This is a genomic window from Streptomyces sp. bgisy027 (assembly GCF_057710365.1).
In genome coordinates this window covers 1-19,713 of record NZ_JBYIVZ010000011.1, presented here as the reverse complement: position 1 = coordinate 19,713, position 19,713 = coordinate 1, and the positions used below count along the sequence as shown (strand labels likewise).

At 69.1% G+C, this 19,713-nt stretch carries 19 protein-coding genes; 5 read left to right on the top strand and 14 right to left on the bottom strand.

The window, feature by feature from the left end; genetic code table 11:
• Window positions 1-155: 155 nt before the first annotated feature.
• The 4 genes from AC3ETA_RS13505 to AC3ETA_RS13490 form a co-directional block, all read right to left on the bottom strand.
• The gene (locus tag AC3ETA_RS13505; RefSeq protein WP_432193108.1) at window positions 156-851 is read right to left on the bottom strand and encodes a TetR/AcrR family transcriptional regulator; all 696 of its coding nucleotides are present in this window, start codon (window positions 849-851) and stop codon (window positions 156-158) included.
• Window positions 852-937: 86 nt separating this feature from the next.
• Window positions 938-1,111, bottom strand: a complete 174-nt coding sequence (locus tag AC3ETA_RS13500) for a hypothetical protein (protein ID WP_432193107.1) — start codon at window positions 1,109-1,111, stop codon at window positions 938-940.
• Between the two features lie 142 nt (window positions 1,112-1,253).
• Window positions 1,254-1,886 (bottom strand): HAD-IA family hydrolase, encoded by a 633-nt coding sequence (locus AC3ETA_RS13495; RefSeq protein WP_432193106.1) that lies wholly within the window; start codon window positions 1,884-1,886, stop codon window positions 1,254-1,256.
• A complete protein-coding gene (locus AC3ETA_RS13490) occupies window positions 1,886-3,085 on the bottom strand; it encodes an acetyl-CoA C-acyltransferase (RefSeq protein ID WP_432193105.1) in 1,200 nt (399 codons plus the stop codon). Before AC3ETA_RS13490 ends, AC3ETA_RS13495 begins: the two co-directional genes overlap by 1 nt.
• Window positions 3,086-3,236: 151 nt before the next feature.
• Between AC3ETA_RS13490 and AC3ETA_RS13485 the strand changes: the two genes are divergently transcribed.
• Window positions 3,237-4,121, top strand: a complete 885-nt coding sequence (locus AC3ETA_RS13485) for an alpha/beta fold hydrolase (protein WP_432193104.1) — start codon at window positions 3,237-3,239, stop codon at window positions 4,119-4,121.
• A 299-nt stretch (window positions 4,122-4,420) separates the two neighbouring features.
• Here AC3ETA_RS13485 and AC3ETA_RS13480 read toward each other — a convergent pair whose 3' ends face one another.
• The 4 genes from AC3ETA_RS13480 to AC3ETA_RS13465 all read right to left on the bottom strand — a co-directional run bounded on the left by AC3ETA_RS13480 (window position 4,421) and on the right by AC3ETA_RS13465 (window position 8,009).
• A complete protein-coding gene (locus tag AC3ETA_RS13480) occupies window positions 4,421-5,215 on the bottom strand; it encodes an SDR family NAD(P)-dependent oxidoreductase (protein ID WP_432193103.1) in 795 nt (264 codons plus the stop codon).
• A complete protein-coding gene (locus tag AC3ETA_RS13475) occupies window positions 5,212-6,219 on the bottom strand; it encodes an NADP-dependent oxidoreductase (protein ID WP_432193102.1) in 1,008 nt (335 codons plus the stop codon). Before AC3ETA_RS13475 ends, AC3ETA_RS13480 begins: the two co-directional genes overlap by 4 nt.
• A 152-nt stretch (window positions 6,220-6,371) precedes the next feature.
• Window positions 6,372-7,457 (bottom strand): DUF2855 family protein, encoded by a 1,086-nt coding sequence (locus tag AC3ETA_RS13470; protein WP_432193101.1) that lies wholly within the window; start codon window positions 7,455-7,457, stop codon window positions 6,372-6,374.
• 228 nt (window positions 7,458-7,685) lie between these two features.
• The gene (locus AC3ETA_RS13465; RefSeq protein ID WP_432193100.1) at window positions 7,686-8,009 is read right to left on the bottom strand and encodes a hypothetical protein; all 324 of its coding nucleotides are present in this window, start codon (window positions 8,007-8,009) and stop codon (window positions 7,686-7,688) included.
• A gap of 238 nt (window positions 8,010-8,247) precedes the next feature.
• Between AC3ETA_RS13465 and AC3ETA_RS13460 the strand changes: the two genes are divergently transcribed.
• Window positions 8,248-9,489 carry a cytochrome P450 family protein gene (locus tag AC3ETA_RS13460; RefSeq protein ID WP_432193099.1) on the top strand — a complete coding sequence of 414 codons (1,242 nt, stop codon included), beginning with the start codon at window positions 8,248-8,250 and terminating at the stop codon, window positions 9,487-9,489.
• Here AC3ETA_RS13460 and AC3ETA_RS13455 read toward each other — a convergent pair whose 3' ends face one another.
• From AC3ETA_RS13455 to AC3ETA_RS13435, 5 genes are read right to left on the bottom strand one after another with little or no spacing between them, the layout of a single operon-like run.
• A complete protein-coding gene (locus tag AC3ETA_RS13455) occupies window positions 9,490-10,848 on the bottom strand; it encodes a cytochrome P450 (protein ID WP_432193098.1) in 1,359 nt (452 codons plus the stop codon).
• A complete protein-coding gene (locus AC3ETA_RS13450) occupies window positions 10,845-11,483 on the bottom strand; it encodes a GTP-binding protein (RefSeq protein WP_432193097.1) in 639 nt (212 codons plus the stop codon). Before AC3ETA_RS13450 ends, AC3ETA_RS13455 begins: the two co-directional genes overlap by 4 nt.
• On the bottom strand, window positions 11,461-11,820 hold the full coding sequence (locus AC3ETA_RS13445) for a DUF742 domain-containing protein (RefSeq protein WP_432193096.1): 360 nt from the start codon (window positions 11,818-11,820) through the stop codon (window positions 11,461-11,463). The genes AC3ETA_RS13450 and AC3ETA_RS13445 overlap by 23 nt, the downstream gene beginning before the upstream one ends.
• Window positions 11,817-12,230 (bottom strand): roadblock/LC7 domain-containing protein, encoded by a 414-nt coding sequence (locus AC3ETA_RS13440; RefSeq protein ID WP_432193095.1) that lies wholly within the window; start codon window positions 12,228-12,230, stop codon window positions 11,817-11,819. The genes AC3ETA_RS13445 and AC3ETA_RS13440 overlap by 4 nt, the downstream gene beginning before the upstream one ends.
• Window positions 12,227-13,582 carry an ATP-binding protein gene (locus AC3ETA_RS13435; protein WP_432193094.1) on the bottom strand — a complete coding sequence of 452 codons (1,356 nt, stop codon included), beginning with the start codon at window positions 13,580-13,582 and terminating at the stop codon, window positions 12,227-12,229. The genes AC3ETA_RS13440 and AC3ETA_RS13435 overlap by 4 nt, the downstream gene beginning before the upstream one ends.
• A 321-nt stretch (window positions 13,583-13,903) precedes the next feature.
• Between AC3ETA_RS13435 and AC3ETA_RS13430 the strand changes: the two genes are divergently transcribed.
• Entirely contained in the window at window positions 13,904-14,860 is a 957-nt protein-coding gene (locus AC3ETA_RS13430; protein ID WP_432193093.1) for an AraC-like ligand-binding domain-containing protein, read from the top strand.
• A gap of 1,057 nt (window positions 14,861-15,917) precedes the next feature.
• On the opposite strand, the gene AC3ETA_RS13425 is transcribed toward AC3ETA_RS13430, so the two are convergent.
• Window positions 15,918-17,132 carry a hypothetical protein gene (locus AC3ETA_RS13425; RefSeq protein ID WP_432193092.1) on the bottom strand — a complete coding sequence of 405 codons (1,215 nt, stop codon included), beginning with the start codon at window positions 17,130-17,132 and terminating at the stop codon, window positions 15,918-15,920.
• A 765-nt stretch (window positions 17,133-17,897) separates the two neighbouring features.
• Between AC3ETA_RS13425 and AC3ETA_RS13420 the strand changes: the two genes are divergently transcribed.
• Window positions 17,898-18,794 carry an S-4TM family putative pore-forming effector gene (locus AC3ETA_RS13420; protein ID WP_432193091.1) on the top strand — a complete coding sequence of 299 codons (897 nt, stop codon included), beginning with the start codon at window positions 17,898-17,900 and terminating at the stop codon, window positions 18,792-18,794.
• Window positions 18,791-19,713 (top strand): hypothetical protein (locus AC3ETA_RS13415; protein WP_432193090.1); only part of this gene is annotated, 923 nt, incomplete at its 3' end. The genes AC3ETA_RS13420 and AC3ETA_RS13415, both read left to right, overlap by 4 nt.

The window sequence follows — 19,713 nt, the reverse complement described above, 5'->3', positions numbered from 1 at the left end:
GACGGTGCTTCCGGGATGGCCGGCGCCGCCGCCTCCACTGGATGCGTCCGACCTGTATAGTTGAATCCGACGTCAAGTTCAATAGCTGCCGCCACGGGACCCCATGAAGAAAGCCGCCCAGCCCCAGGGGAATGAGCGGCTACGAGACAGACGGATCAGCGGTGGCCGGGGAACCGGAGAGCGTTCGCCCAGAGCCGGGTGACCGTGGCCACGAGCTCCTCGAAGTCCACCGGCGTGCCTTCTTCTTCCTGCCCTTCACTGCGCACGAAGGCGTTGTAGGCCATGACGCTGACCATGCCCGACAGCGCCCGGGACGCCATCATCGGATCGACCTCACGGTCTGCGACGCCCCGCGCCTGCAGGTCGGCGATACCGCGGGCGTTACGGCGGATGAACGCGTCCCCGCGTCGCCTTCGGAACTCACGGAACTCCGGCTCCACTTGGGCCACCTGCTCCAGCAGTGCCATCAGCTTCGCGTTCCGCCTGTATGCCGCGAGATAGGCACGGTTGCTCGCTTCCAGTACCGCATAGGGATCGTCGGTGCCCTCCACCCGGCCCGTGCCGGGGTGCATCATGTCCTCCTGCGCCTCCAGGAGGACGGCGGCGAGCACCTCTTCCTTGTTGGAGAAGTAGGTGTAGAAGGATCCCGCGGCGCACCGAGCCTCTTTGGTGATGTCGGTCAGGCGGGCGTCGAGGTAGCCGTCCCGTTCGAACACCTTGCGCGCGGCCTTCACCAAGGCGGCCCGTGTCCGCGCCCCGCGCTGCGTCGTGGGCGGCTCGCGCAGTTGCGAGAAGGGCGCCACCGGCGGTGCCTTCTCGCTGTCGGTCTCCTCGGGCGCGGTGGTGTCCATCTCCGGGACCTTACTTGAATCCGACGCCATAGTCACAAACCCCCAAGGGGCAGGAAGGGCCGGCTGCTCTCCCGGGCCTCCGAGGCTCACGGGCGGCCGGCGGCGACATCGCCGAGCGCGGTGTCACCGGTCAGAGCGCTACGGTCGACGGCCCGCTTGAGGATCTTCCCCGTCGGGCCCTCGGGCAGCGCGTCGACGAAGGCGATGTTGTCGGGGATGGCGGCCGCGTGACGGCGCACAGGATCGAAGACGCTGGTCATGAGTGATGCCTTCCCGGGGTGTGAGCCGGTGTCGGTGCGGGTCTCGCCCTCGCCGATCGGTTGAGCTGGCCCGGCCTGCTCGTCAAGTCCGCTGCCGGGGCGGCCGGATGACGCACCTCACTGCGCTTGATGCGCCGATCGGTCAGGTGGTGATACGGAAGCGTTCGGCGAGTTGACGGCGGGTGTCGGCGGCACTGGTGTGCAGCACTCCCCCGATACCGATCCGCGCCGCTCCGTCGAGGTTCTGCTGCAGATCGTCGATCATGACCGCCTCCTCGGGCGCGACACCGAGGCGCTCACATGCGATCGCGTAGATCCGTCGGGAAGGCTTGCGGATGCCGACCGCGGAGGAGATGACGACGACATCGGCGACGGTGGCGAGGTCGACGCCGTCGTAGGTCCCGGTTCCGAACGAGTTGGACACCAGCGCGACGGGACAGCCGGCGGCTCGAAGACCAGCCAGCAGCGCGAGCATGTCCTGGTCGATCGACATGCCCGCTTGCATCCGCGCCGTGAGCCCCTGGGCCGGGACGTCGGCGCCGTGGGCGCGGAGACGTTCGGCGAATCCGCGCTCGAACGCCTCGGCGTCGATACGTCCGCACTCGTGGTCGGCCAGGAGGGTGCGTGAGGGCTGGTCCCGGGCGAGGAGATCCAGCGGCAGACGCGGGTCACCGCCGAGGGAGGCGCCGAAGTCGGTGAAAGCCCGCAGCACACTGGAGGTGATGACCCCGCCGAAGTCCACCAGGACCGCGGTCCGGTCCTTCTCCCGCTCCATCAGACGACCTCGAACAGTCCGGCCGCGCCCATTCCGCCGCCGACGCACATCGAGATCACGACGTACCGGACACCGCGGCGCTTGCCCTCGATGAGGGCATGCCCCACCAGGCGGGCGCCGGTCATTCCGTAGGGATGGCCGACCGAGATCGCGCCGCCGTTGACGTTGAACCGCTCCGGGTCGATCTTGAGCTCGTCGCGGCAGTACAGGGCCTGGGAGGCGAACGCCTCGTTGAGTTCCCACAGGCCGATGTCGTCGATGGTGAGGTTGTGCTGCTTCAGCAGCTTCGGGATGGCGAACACCGGGCCGATGCCCATCTCGTCCGGTGCGCAGCCGGCGACGGTCGTCCCCCGGTAGACGCCCAGCGGTTCCAGCCCGCGGCGCTCGGCCTCCTTCGACTCCATCAGCACCGACGCCGAAGCCCCGTCCGACAGCTGCGAGGAGTTTCCCGCCGTCACGCTGGAGTGCGCGCTCACCTGACCGTCGGGCAGCACCGGCGTCAGCCCGGCCAGCCCGTCGAGGGTCGTCGAGGCGCGGTTGCCCTCGTCCCGGGTCAGGGTGATCTCCTCGTCGCGCACTGCCCCGGACTGCTTGTCGAGGACCTTCTTGACACCGGAGAGCGGGACGATCTCCTGGTCGAACCGGCCGGCCTGCTGGGCCGCCGCGGTGCGCTGCTGCGACAGCAGCGCGAACTCGTCCTGGCGTTCCCGGCTCACGGCGTAGCGTTCGGCGACGATCTCCGCCGTCTGCAGCATCGGCAGGTAGATGCCCGGCTTGTGCTCGGCCAGCCAGGGATCGGTCATGCGGTGGGTGTTCATGTGGTCGTTCTGCACCAGGGAGATCGACTCGACGCCGCCACCGACAGCGACCTGCATGCCGTCCGTGACGATCTGCTTGGCGGCCGTCGCGATGGCCATCAGGCCCGACGAGCACTGCCGGTCGATGGTCATCCCTGACGCGGTGTCGGGAAGTCCGGCGCGGAGGGCGGCCTGTCGCGCGACGTTGAATCCCGCGGACCCCTGCTGCACGGCACAGCCGAAGACGACGTCCTCGACCTCTCCTCCGTCGAGCCCGGCGCGCCGTACCGCGTGCGAGAGAGCATGCGCGGCGAGTTCCTGTGCCTGGGTGTCGTTGAACGCGCCACGGTAGGCCTTTCCGATCGGCGTCCGCGCCGTCGAAACGATGACTGCTTCCCTCATGTCGCCTCACTGCTTCCTGTCGGTCCGGTTCTCCTCCCGACCCGGTTATAGTTGAAGTCGGCGTCATGTTCAACCACGTTCCCGCCTCCCGGGGCCTTGACATGCCCCCTCCCTGACTGGAGGCTACCGACCAGTCGGTACGAGGAGAGGGATGGTGACCGAGCTGAAGATCTCCACCGCTGCGGGCGTCTTCGACGCGATCGTCTCGGGCCCGCCCGAAGGCCGCCCGGTACTGCTGCTGCACGGCTTCCCACAGACCGGAGCGGTGTGGCGGGAGCAGATCGAGGCGTTGGCCGCCCACGGCTATCGGGCGGTGGCACCCGACCAACGTGGCTACTCCCCCGGAGCCCGCCCTCGGCGGCCCGAGGACTACCGCATGGGCCTTCTCGTCGACGACGTGGTCGCGATCACCGAGGAACTGGGCTGGTCGGCGTTCGACCTGGTCGGCCACGACTGGGGCGGTGCGGTGGCCTGGTGGACCGCGCACGCCCACCCCGGCCGCGTGCGCACCCTGACGGTCGTCTCGACCCCGCACCCCGGCGCGCTGGCCACCACCCTGCGCACCGATCAGGATCAGCGGGCACGCTCGCGCTACATGATCGACTGGCGCGACACACCCGCGACCGAAGAGCGCATGCTGGCCCACGACGCCCAAGAGCTACGCGGCTTCTACGCCGGGAAGGTCCCGCAGGACAGCGCCGAGGCCTACGTACGGCACCTGTCCCGGCCGGGCGCTCTCACGGCGGCGCTGAACTGGTACCGGGCCGGCCGCCCCGACAGCGCGATCGGCGTCATCGACCTGCCCACCCTGTACGTCTGGAGCACGGAGGACAGCGCGTTCGGCCCGGCGGCCGCGAGGGAGACCGGACAGTGGGTCAAGGGGCCGTACCGGTTCGAGACCCTCCAGGGCGTCAGCCACTGGATCCCGGAGGCAGCGCCCGAAACACTGAGCCGCCTGGTGCTCGAGCATCTGCGAACGCACGGCGAGGCGAGTACTGAACCGCAGCGAACACCACAAGGTTCGTCGACTCCCTGAAGGTGATCCGTGAAGACGGCGCGGGCGGCCTGGCGCCGCCTTGAGCCCCTGCACGCGATGATCTGCTTCGCCCCCGAGGGACGGCGACGGTACACGGACCTCGGTCCCGAGCGGCCGCGCCGGGTACTTCGCCTCCCGGAACGCCGCGTCCGGCCGGGCGTCCGCCGAACTGGTCATCTCGATCTGGCCCAGCGCCCCCTGAGCAGTGGCCCGTGACCGTGATCCTTCGTGTCCGGTGCGACTGCTGGAGCAGGGCTCGCACCGGCCCGGCACCGTGGCCGACCAGCCTGAGCCCCCCCTCAGACGGCGGCCGGCTTCCCCGGGCCGGGGACGGTGCGGAAGCGGAACGGTTCCGGTTCGCGGCCCGCCTGGACGAACCAGCACTCCCCCGCACCGTCGCCGGTGACGATCCGCAGCACCGTGTCCGCCACGACCTCGGCCGGGATGACGGGCAGGCCCTGCTCGGAAAGCATGTCGCGCAGCGGGTCGATGATGCGCGATTCGGCGAACCCCGGGCAGACCGCGTTGAAGCGCACATTGTCCGGGGCGAGAGCCGGTCCGAGGGAGCGTGCGAGTCCGACGACCGCGTGCTTGTTGGCCGCGTACAGGGGGTCGAGCGGTACCGCCGCCAGTCCGGCGAGCGAGGAGGTCGCCACGATCGCCCCTCCGCCGCGGGCTCGCAGCGCCGGCAGCACCGCGTGGGTGCCGTAGACCACGCCGTCGAGGTTGGCGCCCATCGCCCGGCGGTAGCGCGCCGGATCGAAGTCGTCGCCGACGCCGCATCCGGTCGCCACGCCCGCGTTGAGCAGCGCGATGTCGACCCCGCCGTACTGCTCCTGGGCGAAGTCCACCAGCGCGCGGTTGGCCTCGAGGTCGGAGACGTCACAGGCGCGGAAGGCACCGTCGATCAGGTCGGCCACCTCTCGGCCGCCCCGCGCGTCGAGGTCCGCGACGACCACCCGTGCCCCGGCCTCCGCCAGCGCGAGTGCCATGGCCCGGCCGAGTCCGCCGGCACCTCCGGTCACGATCGCCACCTTGCCTGCGAGTGCGGCGCCGTCCGCCTGCCCTCCTCGAAGGGCCTCGGCGGCGGTCACACCAGCTCCAGCACGAGCTTGCCGACGTTCTCGCCGCGGAAGAGCATCTGCAGCGTCTCGGGGAAGTCGTCCACGGTACCCCTCACCACGTGTTCCTTGACCTTGATACGGCCGTCCGCGATCCAGGCGGAGATCTCCTGGGCGGCCTTGGCGTACTGCTGGGCGTAGTCGAAGACGACGAAGCCCTCCATGCGGGCCCGACGCACCAGCAGCGTCAGATAGTTGGAGGGGCCCTTGACCGGGGTGGCGTTGTTGTACTGGCTGATCGCGCCGCAGACCACGACGCGCGCGTGCATCGCCAGCCGGGTCAGGGCGGCGTCGAGGATGTCCCCTCCGACGTTGTCGAAATAGACGTCGATGCCGTCGGGAGCCTCCCGGCGCAGTGCCTTCCTCACGTCCTCCGCGCGGTAGTCGATCGCCGCGTGGAAACCCAGTTCGCCGGTGAGCAGCGCGCACTTCTCCGGTCCTCCGGCGATGCCCACGACCCGGCAGCCCTTGGCCTTCGCGATCTGCCCCACCATGGTGCCGACCGCGCCGGCCGCCCCGGACACCACGACGGTCTCGCCGTCCTTCAGCGCCCCGACGTCGAGGAGGCCGAAGTAGGCGGTCATGCCGGGCATGCCCAGTGCGCCGAGATAGGTGGAGGGCGGGGCGAGAGAGGTGTCGATCTTCATCGCCCCCTTGCCGTCGGAGACCACGTGCTCCTGGACACCGAACGTGCCGACCACGTGATCACCCGGCCGGTAGTCGGGGTGGTTCGAGGCGGTGACCTCGACGACCGACCCGGCACGCATCACCTCACCGATGCCGACCGGCGGGAGGTAGGAGGGACGGTCGTCCAGCCAGCCGCGCATGGCCGGGTCGAGGGAGACGACTCGCGTCCGGCCCGCGAAGCGGCCCGGGCCAGGGTCCTCGACGGGCACGGAACGGTGTTGCCAGTCCTCGGGTTTCACTTCGCCGACGGGGCGGGCTGCCAGACGGATCTGGCGGTTGGTCGCAGACATCACGTCTCCTGTCGTTCACGGCTCCACAGCGAGGATACCGACCAGTAGGTATGTCCTGAGTAGTGACGTGCGCCACATGCAATGAAGCGAGCGGATCGCGGAGCCCGCGCCGCGTCAACGCGGCTCCCACGATGAGGGCATTGCTACTACGGCTACGGGGTGATGACGTGGCCGATGCGCGGCGAGGTCCGACCCGACTGGACCTCGTGCCAGACCCGCTCGAGGCTCTGCGGGCCGGCGCTGCGCACGATGTCGACCCATCCCTCGGCCACGGGCAGGAACTCCTTCCACGCCTCGGCGAAACGGTGGTCCAGCCCTTCCCGCCCCCAGTCGCCGATGCGCTTGCGCATCTGGTCGGGGGCGAAGAACATGCCCGGCCCCGTCTCCGCAAGGGTGCCGGCGGGCGCGGGTTCCTGGTTGGTGATGCCGACGACCACCTCGTGCACCAACGAGTCACCCAGGTGGGCGCCCAGCCGGGCGGACAACTGCTCGTCGCCCGCGAAGTCGGCGTACAGCGTCTGCGTCTGCGGCAGTCGGGAAACGTCCTCGTAGGTCAGTACCCGGTCGTAGCAGCCGAGGCCCTCGGTGAAAGCCAGATTGCGCGGGGAGGTCAGGCCGACCACCTCGCAGCCCTGCCCCTGGAGCAGATGGGCGGCGCCGTAGGCGGTCTTGCTCGAGGCGGAGGACAGAACCACGGTCTTCGCACCCAGCCAGGCGTTGTCGACGAGCCAGTCGGCCAGCATGAACGAGGTCCAGAACAGCGGGCGGTACAGAACGTGCAGGTCCTCCCGGCCGGCCTCGTAGGCGAGGTCGCCGGTGGTGAGGGCGTAGGCGTTGTAGGGCCTGGGCAGCGGCACGCGATGGGGGCCGGCCTCGCGGAAGCCGCGCTCGTCGACCCGGTCGGGGCGGACCAGCAGGTGGCTCGCGGACGGGTAGTAGCCGTAATAGCGACTGCCGGTCTCGATGCCCCCGACCCGGGAGGCGATGACTTCGGCGAAGCCCCAGAGGGGCACGATGCCCCAGCCGGCCCGGGGCGCGGGGAAGAACTCCCAGTAACGGAACGAGTCGCCGAGCGCGGCGTAGGTGACGTTGTTGGCGGTCAGGCCGACCCGGTCGACGCGCAGCAGAGCCTCACCCTCCCGCACCTGCGGGACGGGGGCGTCGGCCAGCTCCGCGGTAGACAGGTCGTCGCGGCGGACGAGCAGGTTCCAGGCCGTGCCGGCGGTGGTGTTGTCCATGCCCGGAACGTACTTGAATCCGGATTCGGATTCAATACTGAGGGCCGGGGACACCAACCGCGCCTGTCTGGAGTCCTGTCGCCCCGACACCGACCTGATGGCCGCCATCGAGCAGGCCGCCGCAGTCGCCCCACGACCTTCTGGTGCCGAGCGGCCCCGAGAGCACCGAGAGCACCGAGAGCACCGAGAGCACCGAGCAGTATCGCGTCCCGTTCGCCGCCACCGGACCTACGCCCGGAGGGCCACGCGGAGGGCGGAGTGCAGGCGGGGTGTGTGCGTCCACTCACGGTCGCGTGACGGAGGGATCTGCCAGCACAGACCCGGACTCAGGACGCGGTGCAGCGGCGGGATCACGACGTGGCTGCCCCGCCCGAGGACACGCACCTGCGGGAGGTCCCAGTCGGCTGCGGATCCGGGAGGAATCAGCCAGTACAGGCGCCCGCCGAAGCCGTCCCTGATCACGGCCCCCGTCTCGTCGCCGAGGTGCCTCAGTACGTCGATCCCGAGGTCGAGCGGCACGCGTACGGCGTCCCACCAGCCCCCCGCCGCCACGGTCCGCACCTCGACACTGCACGGTTGCATCCACCACGGGGGTCTGCCGACTGCCATCGCCCTCACCGGCTTTCCGATCCGACGCCCCGACCGTAGGGCGCAAGCGCACCGCCGACTTGCCTCCGGGCGCAGAGAAGTTGTCCCCGTGCGCAGCGCGCCCCGACCACTGTGGCCCGGACACGCTACGTCCAAGTAGCTTTACTGGTCGTATTGGTGTGCGAGCTCCAGGGAGACTTCCATGGGACACCCCCGCCCCTTAGTGATCGACCCGACCGGCCGCGACATCCACGGCGAGGCCGCCCGGATCCGCGAGCGCGGACCGGTGACCCCCGTCGAACTGCCCGACGGCGTCCAGGTCTGGGCCGTCAGCAGCCCCGACCTCCTCAAGCGCCTGCTCACCGACCCACGCGTCTCCAAGGACCCGCGCCGGCACTGGACTCAGTGGATCAACGGCGAGATCGCCCCGGAATGGCCGCTGTTCACCTGGGTCGCGGTGCAGAACATGTTCACCGCCTACGGAGGCGAGCACAAACGGCTGCGTGCCCTGGTCTCCAAGGCCTTCACCGCACGCCGTACCGCGGCACTGCGGCCTCGTATCGAAGAGATCGCCGCGACCCTCCTGGACCGCATCGAGACGGCCGGGCAGCGGGGCCAAGTCGTCGATCTGCGCGAGGAGTTCTGCTATCCGCTGCCGATTCAGGTGATCAGCGAACTCCTCGGCCTGCCCGAGGAACAGGGTGCGGAGCTACGGGCCGTCGTGGACGGCGTCTTCCACACCTCCGCCACCCCTGAGGAAGTCACCGACAACTACGCGCGGTTCTACGCGGCGCTGGGCGAACTCGTCGCCCTCAAGCGGCGGTCGCCGGGCGACGACCTGACCTCGGCGCTCATCGCGGCCCGCGACGACGGCGACACCGGGCTGAGCGAGCAGGAACTGCTCGACACCCTGGTGCTCATGATCAGCGCCGGCCATGAGACCACGGTCAACCTGATGGACAACGCCATCCATCTCCTGCTGACCCATCCGGACCAGCTCGCCCATGTCCGCTCCGGCCGCGTCCTGTGGGAGGACGTGGTCGAGGAGGCACTGCGCGTGGAGGCGCCCGTCGCCAGCCTGCCGCTGCGGTACGCCGTCGAGGACCTCGAGATGAGCGAGTTCGACGGCCCGGACGAGATGGTGATCGGCAAGGGCGAGGCCATCCTCGCCGCGTACGCGGCCGCCGGGCGTCACCCCGGGAAGTACGGCGAGGACGCCGACCGTTTCGACGTCACCCGCATCGACAAGGAGCACCTGTCCTTCGGGCACGGCGTGCACTTCTGCCTGGGTGCTCCGCTGGGTCGGCTAGAGGCCCACATCGCGCTGCGGGCGCTCTTCGACCGCTTCCCCGGACTCCGGCTCGCCGTGTCCAAGGACGAGTTGGAGCCGGTCGACTCCTTCATCTCGAACGGTCACCGCTCCCTTCCGGTGCGCCTCGCCTGATCACTCGCCACGCCACCACGCCAGCAGTCGCGCGGCCCATCCGTGCCGCACGCGTCCGCCCTCCGGCACCGCCGACGGCTGGGGCGTCGGCGCGGACCGCTCGACGGGCAGCTCTTCACCGACGGTGAGCGGGGTGACGGTGGACGGCGGGAACCTGACCGGCAGCGCAGCCAGCGCACGGTGGAAGGGACCCGGCCGCCAGGTCAATTCCCCGACGGGCACGGCCAGTTCGACGTCGGGAAGCCGGTCGAGCAGCTTCTCCACGGCCACCGCCGCGATCAGCCGGGCCGGACTCTGCGCCGGGCAGTTGTGCGGGCCCGCGCTCCACGCCAAGTGGGCGCGGTTGCCCGCACGCTGAGTCACCGTCAGGGACGGGTCGGTGTTCGCCGCAGCGAGACTGACCACGAGCGGATGCCCCGCCCGCAGCGCCACCCCTTCGTACACGACGTCGTGGATCGGGTAGTGCACGGCGTAGTTGGCCATGGGCGGGTCGGTCCACAGCACCTCGTCGAGGGCGTCCTCCACCGGCAGACTGCCGCCCGAGAGGCTGCCCGCGAACCGGTCGTCGGAGAGCAGCAGCCGCAGGCTGTTGGCGATCAGGTTCTGCTGGGGCTCGGTGCCCGCGCCCATGAGCAGGACGAGTGTGTGCACCATCTCCTCGTCGGTGAGACCTGCGGGATGGTCCATGAGCCAGGACGTCACATCCGGCCCGGGCTGCCGGCGCTTCAGCACGACGAGGTCCAGCAGCGTCGTCGCGAGCAGTTCGTTCGCCTTCTCGGCATCCACTCCGTCGAAGATCCCGGACATTCCCTGCACCAGCCGCTCTCCGTACTCGTCCGGGCAGCCGAACAGACGGTTGAACACCAGCAGGGGAAGCACCTGGGCGTATTCGCCGAGCAGATCGGCCCGCCCGGCCGGGGCGATGCGGTCGATGAGCGTGTCCGCGCTCGCCTCGACATGGCCGCGCAGGGTGGCGGGGGCGACCCGCGCCAGGCTGTCCGTGATCGCCCCACGCAGTCTGCGGTGTTCCGCGCCGTCGGTCCACAGCGCGTTCGGCCGGTACATCATCATCGGCACGACCGGGCTGTCCAGGGGGACGGTGCCGTCCGCCAGGTCGTTCCAGCGGCGGGGGTCCTTGGAGAACGTCTCGGTGCTGCGCAGGACGTGCAGGGCGGCGTCGTATCCGACGACGAGCGAGGCCCGCACGCCGGGCGCCAGCTCGACCGGCGCGATCGGGCCGGCCTCGCGCAGCCGCCGGTACACGGCCGCCGGGTCGGCAGCGAACTCGGGCCCGTACAGGGACTCGTGCGCGGGGCAGCCCGGCGGCGGGAAGGACGGTACGGGGGATGCGGAGGTCACGCGTGCTCCAGGTGGCCATCGGGGGTCCCGCCGCCCGGGCGAGGCCGAGTGTGGGAAAGGGTCAGGAGGTACTCGACGAGATCGATGAGAGCCCGCGTGGACGAGACCCGGTCGCGGGCGTCGCAGCGGACGAGGGGTGTCTCGGGCAGCAGGTCGAGGGCCTCGCGCACTTCCTCGAGCTCGTACGCGGGAGCGCCGTGGAACTGGTTGAGGGCGACCGCGTACGGCAGTCCGTGCTCCTCCAGGACGCCCATGACCTCGAAGGACTGGCTGAGGCGGCGGGTGTCGGCGAGGACGAGCGCGCCGAGGGCGCCCCGTGTCATGTCCTGCCACAGCCGGGTGAAGCGCTGCTGGCCCGGGGTTCCGAAGAGGTAGAGCACCAGGCGGTCGTTGAGGGTGAGCCGGCCGAAGTCGAGGGCGACCGTGGTGGTCGTCTTGTCCCGCGTACCGGCCAGGTCGTCGACGAGGGCGCCGGCCTCGGTCATGACCTCCTCGGTGCGCAGGGGACGGATCTCGGAGAGCGTGCCGACGAACGTGGTCTTGCCGACCGCGAAGTGGCCCACGATCAGCAGCTTGGCCCCGGTCTGGACGCTGGGTCGCAGGTAGACGTCGTCAGAGGCGGGCGCGGAGTCCATCGAGCACCTCCTGGAGGATTCGGGCGTCGGTCGGCCGAGCGGCGGGAATCGGCGCGCGGGTGACGATGTGGCCGCTGTCCATCAGGTCGGCGATCAGCACTTTGGCCACGCCCACCGGCAGCGACAGATGGCCGGCCACCTCGGCGACGGACAGGGCTCCGGGCCGGCACAGCTCCATGAGCCTGCGCTTTTCCGGGTTGAGACCGGTCAGCGGCAGATCGCCGGTCGCGATCAGCAGGGTGACGAGGTCCAGGGTGTTGCGGGTGGGGTGGGCGCGGCCGTCCGTGACGACGTACGACCGCACCAGCCGGTCTGCGGGGCGGCGCCGGGACGTCATTCCGGGCTGCCGGTGTCCTGCCGGGCGGGGCTGGTCAGCTCCTTGCCGAGCCGGTCGACGAGCTTGTGCATGCGGTAGCTGACCGCCTCCATGTCGACGTCCTCGCCGGTGGAGACCGCGAGGTAGGCGCCCTCGCCGGCGGCGACCAGGAAGACGTAGCCGTGCGCGAACTCGATCAGGGTCTGCCGCCACGGGGTGTGCGAGGTGCCGCAGAACTCGGCCGTGCTGCGGCTGATCGACTGGACGCCGGACAGGCCGGCCGCGAGCCGTTCGGCGTCGTCCCGGTCGATGTCCTTCGAGAAGGCGCGGAGCATGCCGTCGGCGGAGAGCAGGATCGCGTGGCGTGCCTGCGGGACCTTCAGCACCTCGTCCAGCATCCAGCCCAGCTCGTTGCTGGTGGGCCCGGTCATTCGTGGCTGTTCCCTTCGTGTTCGTCACGGGTGTGCTGGGCGGCCCGGCCGGTGCGGGTGCCGCGTGCGAAGGCGCCCATGCGCCAGGCGTTCTCCTCAGCCGAGCGGCCGCCGACCTCGTCGGCCGGTACGGGCTCCACGGCCGGTTGCCGTGCGCTGCGGCGGCGGCGTCTGGGCAGGCCTCCCGGGGTGGTCGCCGCCGCCGGTTCGGTACCGGGCACGGATTCGGGGGCGAAAGGATCGGCGGTGGGTGCCGTGCCGGGCGAGGGCGCCTGTGCAGGAGAGGGCGCGGGCGCGGCGGCGGACGTGGGCGAAGACGGTTCGGCGGACGGCACGGGTGCCTGGATGCCGGCGTCCAGGTGGGTGAGTAGGCCGGTCGGCAGGAACACCACGGCGCGTACACCGCCGTACGGAGAGAGCGTGTCCACGGACACGCTGAACCCGTAGCGCTGGGTGAGCGCCCCGATGACGGCGAAGCCGAAGCGGGGCGGGTCGCCGAGCCGGGTGATGTCCACCGCGTGCGCGCCGGCGAGCAGCTCGGCAGCGTGCTCGGCGGCCCGGGCGTCCATGCCGACCCCGGCGTCGTCGATCACCACGCAGGCGCCGTTGTGCACCGTCTGGACGGTGACCTCGACCATCGTGCCCGGCTGGGAGTGACGTGCCGCGTTGTCGAGGAGTTCGGCGACCGCGAGCACCACCGGTTCGACCGCCCGGCTCCGTACGGCGATGTCGACCTCGCCGTTGATGCGGATGCGCCGGTAGTCACGGATGCGGGAGGTGGCGCCACGTACGACCTCGATGAGCGCGGAGGTGGCGCGCTGGCGGCCCGGCCATGAGCCGCACAGCACGGCGATGGCCTGGGCACGGCGGCCGAACTGGGCGTTGGCGTGGTCGATTTCGAGCAGGTCCCGCAGCACGCCGGGGTCGTCGTGCCGGTCCTGCATCTCGGCGATGGACACCTGCTGTTCGTTGGCCAGCGCCTGGATGGAGCGCATCGACGCCTTCAGGGCGGCCTTCGCCGACTGGTCGGCACGCGACCGGGCGTGCTCGACCGCGCCGGTGAACCTTTCCAGGACACCGTCGAGGCATTTCGCGAACTCCGTGTCGGCGAGCCGGCCGTCGAGCAGGCCGACGGCCGGGACCTGCAGGTGGGGCGTGTCCTCCAGGGCCGGCAGCCGCACCGAGACGAGGTGCCGCAGTTCCTCGTCCCGTGCCCGCAGGCCGTCCCTCAGTTCGGTGTTCCGTCTGCGCTGGCGTGCGGTGATGCCGCGTTCACGCACCATCAGCACGCCAACGGCGAACAGGCCCACGGCCAGGCACCAGAACACCGCCTCCGGTATCCGTTCCGTCATCAAGTCCTCACAGCAGGTGGCGGGTCGGCGAGCGCACGACGGTAGTGCCGCATCCGCGGGCCCACTTGTCCGGGCGCGCAGAGAAGTTGCCGTGGCACGCAGGCGCGTGCGCGGGACCGGCCGAGCGCGCCGGGCTCGCGCCTGGCGTAGGCCAATGAGGCCGGAACGAGTTCCGGAAACCGATTGCTGGTCCCTAGTCTGCGCCGAGTGACAGCTCGCGGACACAAATGACAGCTCGCGGACACAGCGGACACAGCGGACACAAGGGAGTTCCGGGCTGCTCTCACGGCCGTCGGGACACGTCACAGCAGAGGGGATACGTTGCCCACGGGAAGCTACGTCGTGGAGACGACGAGGACCGCCGAGGTCGAAGCGCGCGAGCAGACCGATCTGTGGAGTGAGCGCGTCGCGGCCTACCAGACCCGGATGGACTACAGGTTCACCCGCGCCGAGGTCTTCCGCGGTGAGATGGTCCGGCAGCGCAGCGACACCTACCAGGTCGTCACGTGGGACAGCGACCAGATCGCGTACGCCCGTACACCCGTCCTGATCCGCCAGGTGCCGGACCCCGACTACCGGCTGCTCTTCCCGCTCTCCGGTGAGCTGCAGCTGCGGCAGGACGACCGGGAGGTGCGGCTGACGCCGGGCACGGGCACCTTGATCACACTCGGTGCGCCCTTCGAGATCCTGCACGGCGCGTCCCTGCGCGGTGTCATCATGTCGATCCCGGCGCAGTCCATCGACGGCCCGCTGAACCGGAAGGCACCGCTGGCCACCGGGCTCGATCTGGCCAAGGGGCTGGGTCGCGTGGTGCACTCCGTGGTGCGCAGCCTGAACGAGGAGCGCGACCACCTCGACGCTCCGCAGTTCGACGCCGTCTGTGACCGCGTCGTCGAACTGCTCTGCATGCTCGCCTGCGGCGACGACCGTCCCGACGCACCAGGGCATCTGAGGGAGGTCGAGGCGGTGGTCCGCCGCTACGTGCGCGATCACGCAGCCGACCCCGACCTGTCGGGCAACTCCATTGCCCGCGCCCTCGGCTGGTCCCTGCGCCAGATCCAGCTCGCGCTCCAGCACGCGGGTACCACGCCCCGCGACCTGATCCGCGAGGAGCGCCTGCGGCTGGCCCGCGAGCGTCTCCTGTGCGCCGACTGCACGCATATGACGATCACGGATCTGGCGTACGCCTCCGGCTTCTCCTCGGGCAGCGCCATGAGCACGGCCTTCCGCCGACGCTTCGGGGTGAGCCCCCGCGAGATGCGTCACAAGGCCCGCTGATCCGGCACCCGCCGGGTCTGCCCAAGAAGGCAGCGTCACGCACGAGCCAAGGGCGCAACCGCTGATGATCGTCCGGTGCCGTTTGGCCGATCGGGCGCCGTCGTGGAGCGTGACCTGGTGGACGTCGCCATGCGCGTCGCCTCTTTGCGGTCTACCTACTGACGCGATCACGCGCGGGGACGCCTGCGAGACTGTTCGGTCCGCCCCAGATGACGGGGTTCAACGCAGCGTAGTCAGCACCTGCTCAGCACGGGAGAGGTTGAGAAAGGTGATGACGTGCGCTTCTGGTCAGCACCGAACCAGCACGGGGACCAGCACGTCAGCGCCAAATCATCCCGAATGACGCAACAGGGACACTGCCCGTTCCGCCATGAAATCAAGTCCTCTGGACGGCCGCCGAAGCACCGGCATAGGGGCAACACGCACACCCCGCCCCCGAACTATGTAGTCCCACCACATGTGCCCCTGACCAGCAGATTCCTACCGTGTGCGAACACACACCCGTCCCCACCGCACACGAGGAAGTGGCGAACATGGCCTCCGCAACAACCGCTCCCCCACCACCCGGGAATCTCAAGCGCATAGTCGCCGCCAGCCTCATCGGCACCACCATCGAGTGGTACGACAACTCATTCGATCGGAGCTAGGACCTGCGGTTTTTCATGATCCCGGCGACCGAAGTCAGCACGGAACCAGCACGGGATGGTGGCGTGCTGACTCACTGCTGGCCGACTTGATCCACAGCACGCTCTGCGGAGCCTGATGGCACCCGTCTACGGTTACACGCTGTCACGTACGGCTCCGTCATCTCGCATGGCACTGGCTTCCGTTCACATCAAGGCAGTAGCCGGGCACGTGCGAACGCCTTGAAGTGTCGGCGGCGAGTGCGCACCAGCACGCCTTCTTCGTGGACGGGTAAGCCCCGGGGCGCCCTGCACTGACGGGGAGCCTCGGATGTTCCCGCAGCCATTTCACGAGCATTGCAAGCAGAAACCGCGCGCACGCGCATCGGCGCCACAGCTCCGGCGAAACCCCGTCAGCCGGATCCGCACTGCCATCACGGCTTGCCCTGTGAGAAGAGAGCTCTGTCCAACGCGGTGCGGACCGTCCCGGAGGTGAGATCGTGGCTCGGCACCAGGGACAAGAGTGCCGTCATCAAAAGCAGCCAGCGAACCCCCTCGCCGGTCTGCCCGTTCACACCGGGCAGCACAGGGACTAGGAACGCGGCGGCCAGGAGGATGAGGGCCGGAATGAAGCGGCGTAGCAGGCGGCTCGCGCGCGGCACGAAGGGCTCGGCCATTTGGTGGGCCAGCAGTTCTTCCAGGTCGTCGGTGGCCAAGGAGTGCACGCCGCTGAGCAGTGAGTCACAGATACGCAGGTACTCGCTGCGCGTTCGCACTCTGGCGAGTGCCAATCTGTGGCGCTCTACCAGCTCGGCGAGTGCGGCACCATCTCGGCAGCCCTGACGACGTATTGCCCAGTCGGCGAGGGTGGTACGACGGTGGACAACCGAGGCGCGGCGAAGGTCCGCCGCGAGGTCATCGAGGTACGTCCGAGCTTGATGCAACGCGCGTGGATACCACCAGCGGGGGGCGAGTTGGTAACAGCGGGCAGTGATGAAGAACAGCCGGTACAGCGCGACGTCGAGGGGGCGCTCCCGGTCCGCGTACCTGTAGCGGTGGTTGAAGGCGCGGATCCATACCAACATCCACTTCTGCGCTCCCAGACCCAAGAAGTATCCGAAGAGGACACCGACCGCCGCGACAGGCCGTTGGTCCGCCGCGAGGTGAACCCACAGCACGCCGGCGGCCCACGCCATCACGGCCGTAGCGATGAGCAGCAGGACCGTACCCGCAAACAAGAACGGGACGGCGAACGTCGCCCCCCACAGCAAGGAGCGTGGCGAGCGCAGAGCGATCCGGATGTCGCGACGGCGGTTGACGACTGTGCCCACGCCCATAGCAGCGCATTCGACGACGGCGAAACTCATGACATCGACCCATGCGGCAACCACTGCTGCTCCCGACGCAACCACAGCAATCATCGACAATGCAGCAAGCACGATGGCGAACACGACCACCGTGTTCCGCTGCACCACCGGAACTCGCAGACGGACCCAGGCCAGGTACACCGCCAGGCGAAGCTTCGTCTGTTCGGGACCCCCCTCGGGCAAGTACTCGCTCGCCGAATGTATTGATCTCGCGACGTCACGCAGCTCCGCCAGCTCTGTACGTAGGACGTCCTCGTGGACGATTAGCCGCATGAAGGCCAAGAGTCCTCCCCACGCGGCTTCCACCGCTGGTATTCGTGCGAGACTGGCACCTGTCAGCCAGGGCCCACCAGACCCACTCAGGTCACACGCCACACGGCTGGCAGCAGGCTTCGAGGGCCTGCTACCCGGCCGACCGGGCCTGCTGCGGCGTACGAGTGCCACCTGCGCTGCTGACGGTATGACTTGAGGCTTCCGTAGGGGAATCCGCTCCAGGGGATTCGCGCGGATGGCAACAAGATATGGGCGATGCAGCAGTCCCGGCACGGGTGCTGCATCGCTCAACCACCGTCACATCTTCGCCCTGCGCGGCGGCGGCAGTGACAGTCCCGGCGGAGTACCGCTGCCGGGTGGGAACTTCACTCATCATGTCGCCGCGATCCGTTCCGCGCGACGGAATGCTGTAGCAGGTGCTCTTTGAAGGGGAGGAAGCGTGCTCACAGGAAGTGAGGCGACCACTATTACCCGGGCATGCGGCGCCGTCCTCCCGGAGGTTAGACAGCAGGCCACCACCTCACCGGAATGGCCATCCCTGCACGCCAGTCTGATGGACTTGCACGCGATCATCGATCAGTACGGACGCTCAACACATGCAACGGACAGCGCTCGTGAGATCCTCAGCCGCTTCAGTCACGAAGACCCGTGTCGGCAGCGATTTGCGGGCCGATGGCGGGCGCACCGTCAGCTATCGGAGTCAACTGACGGTACCGCCAGGGCTACCGGACGTGTGAAACTCGCTACGTAGATCTGCTACTCGCGGGAGGGACGTTGACGAACACCCATCCCATCGCGGACCGGCAGGAGAGCGTCGCGGCCATCCGTGTACTCAAAGGCGTCGCCGCGGCTCACCTGCGCAACCAGCGAGCGCAGACGCTGAGTTTGAGCGTCTCGATCGCCTTGGCCGTCGCTGGCCTTCTGACCGGCTCGGGTTCGCGGTACGGCACCGTCATCACCCTCGGCGGCACTCTCTGGGCCGCGCTCTACATGGGGGTGATGGCACCCTGGGCCGAGCGGTACCTGCGGATCGCCGCGACTCTTCAGGAGATGTTCGACGTCGATGTGCTCGGCCTGCCGTGGAACAACGTGGCGGTCGGGAACCGGATCGGCGACGACGAGGTGAGTCGACTCAGCCGGCGCTTTCGTGGCGGCGAGGACCGGCTGCGGGGTTACTACCTTGTGGTGGACGCCGCCGCGCCCTACGACGTGCTCTTCTGCCTGGAACAGAACCTGGCCTGGGGATCGCGGATTCGGCTTCGCTTCGCCCAGCTGATGCTCGGCGTGCTGGTGCTGTGGTCCACGGCGGGCGTCCTTGTCACCCTCGCATCCGGCGCGACGGTAAGCCGGCTCGTTGCCGGGTGGTTCGTTCCTTCGCTCGGTCTGCTGCTCCTGTGCCTGGAGATGTACCGCACCCAGATGGCGAGCATTCAGGAGCGACTGCGCGTCCTCGGGTTGGTACGTGCTGTCATCGACGACCCGACGTCACCGGTGATCGCCACACCGGCCACGCTGACCCGATTCGCCCGACAGGTGCAGGACACGCTCTATCAGATGCGGCGGCTCCAGCCGCGCCTGCCGACTTGGTACTTCCGGCGCTACCACGACCAGGACAAGGAGGATTTCCAAGTCAGGATGCAAGAGTTGGAAACGAGGTTTCCTCGGTCATGACCGTCCTCAAGGAGCTGACTCGCGAGTTCGGGGACGCTGCCGTTGCGTCGGCGATCATCGAATCGCTGCTCCACAACGGCCTTGAGATCCGTAGTGACAGCGTCAGGGCACTGCGGCGCGGCTACACCGGGGCTCGGTTGGCGAGGGCGCAGTTGGCCAACGTCGAGAAGCCGTACAAACCGCGTTCGTGCGTGATCAAATTCTGCCCTCCGGTGCCGGTGAACCGCCGCCGTGTGATACACGAAAGCCAGCAGCATTCTGCGATCCTGCAGCAGCGGCCCCGAAAATTCAGCCGATGGCACCTCACTGAAATCGCCTTCCCCCCAGTTATGTGTCCCGAGGGCGCCCTCGTCATCGGCCAGTCCATGGCCGACGGCATTCCGCTCGGCACGGTGGAACTCGACCAACTCGCCGACGCCTGCGAGATCATTTGGGGCGAAATGCTCTTCGGCTGGACCGGTGAGTGGTACGACAGCGAGCCGACGACGTTGGCTGCGTTACTCAAGCGCGAACTGGGCGACAGCTTCCACGCTGATGGGTGGCTACGTGGCTGGGCGCAAGATCGCGGCCTGCTCGCGCCCTCCTTCCTGGAGTTGCCGGACGAGGAAAAGCCGCTGCCCAACCCGTGGCGGCTGTTCGACGTGGGCACGCCCACGACACAGATGGGGCTCGACTGTCTGGTGGGCCGGACACACGGGGACCTGCACGGAGACAATGTCCTCATACCCGCGCACGACGGGATTGTCGATCCGGCTGGCTTCCGGCTGATCGACCTCGCCACCTACGATGCGCAGGCACCGCTGAGCCGGGATCTCGCCACTTTGCTCATATCGCTCTGTTGGCGCGAGATCGGGGCGTCCTCTTTGGACAGCCGGTCCACGTTCCTGACGTATCTGGAGCGTGACAAGCGCGACAAGCG

Coding starts and splice junctions, on each gene's coding strand:
- AC3ETA_RS13505 (WP_432193108.1), bottom strand. CDS start 851: ATGGACACCACCGCGCCCGAGGAGACCGACAGCGAGAAGGCACCGCCG.
- AC3ETA_RS13500 (WP_432193107.1), bottom strand. CDS start 1,111: ATGACCAGCGTCTTCGATCCTGTGCGCCGTCACGCGGCCGCCATCCCC.
- AC3ETA_RS13495 (WP_432193106.1), bottom strand. CDS start 1,886: ATGGAGCGGGAGAAGGACCGGACCGCGGTCCTGGTGGACTTCGGCGGG.
- AC3ETA_RS13490 (WP_432193105.1), bottom strand. CDS start 3,085: ATGAGGGAAGCAGTCATCGTTTCGACGGCGCGGACGCCGATCGGAAAG.
- AC3ETA_RS13485 (WP_432193104.1), top strand. CDS start 3,237: ATGGTGACCGAGCTGAAGATCTCCACCGCTGCGGGCGTCTTCGACGCG.
- AC3ETA_RS13475 (WP_432193102.1), bottom strand. CDS start 6,219: ATGTCTGCGACCAACCGCCAGATCCGTCTGGCAGCCCGCCCCGTCGGC.
- AC3ETA_RS13470 (WP_432193101.1), bottom strand. CDS start 7,457: ATGGACAACACCACCGCCGGCACGGCCTGGAACCTGCTCGTCCGCCGC.
- AC3ETA_RS13460 (WP_432193099.1), top strand. CDS start 8,248: ATGGGACACCCCCGCCCCTTAGTGATCGACCCGACCGGCCGCGACATC.
- AC3ETA_RS13450 (WP_432193097.1), bottom strand. CDS start 11,483: ATGGACTCCGCGCCCGCCTCTGACGACGTCTACCTGCGACCCAGCGTC.
- AC3ETA_RS13445 (WP_432193096.1), bottom strand. CDS start 11,820: ATGACGTCCCGGCGCCGCCCCGCAGACCGGCTGGTGCGGTCGTACGTC.
- AC3ETA_RS13440 (WP_432193095.1), bottom strand. CDS start 12,230: ATGACCGGGCCCACCAGCAACGAGCTGGGCTGGATGCTGGACGAGGTG.
- AC3ETA_RS13435 (WP_432193094.1), bottom strand. CDS start 13,582: ATGACGGAACGGATACCGGAGGCGGTGTTCTGGTGCCTGGCCGTGGGC.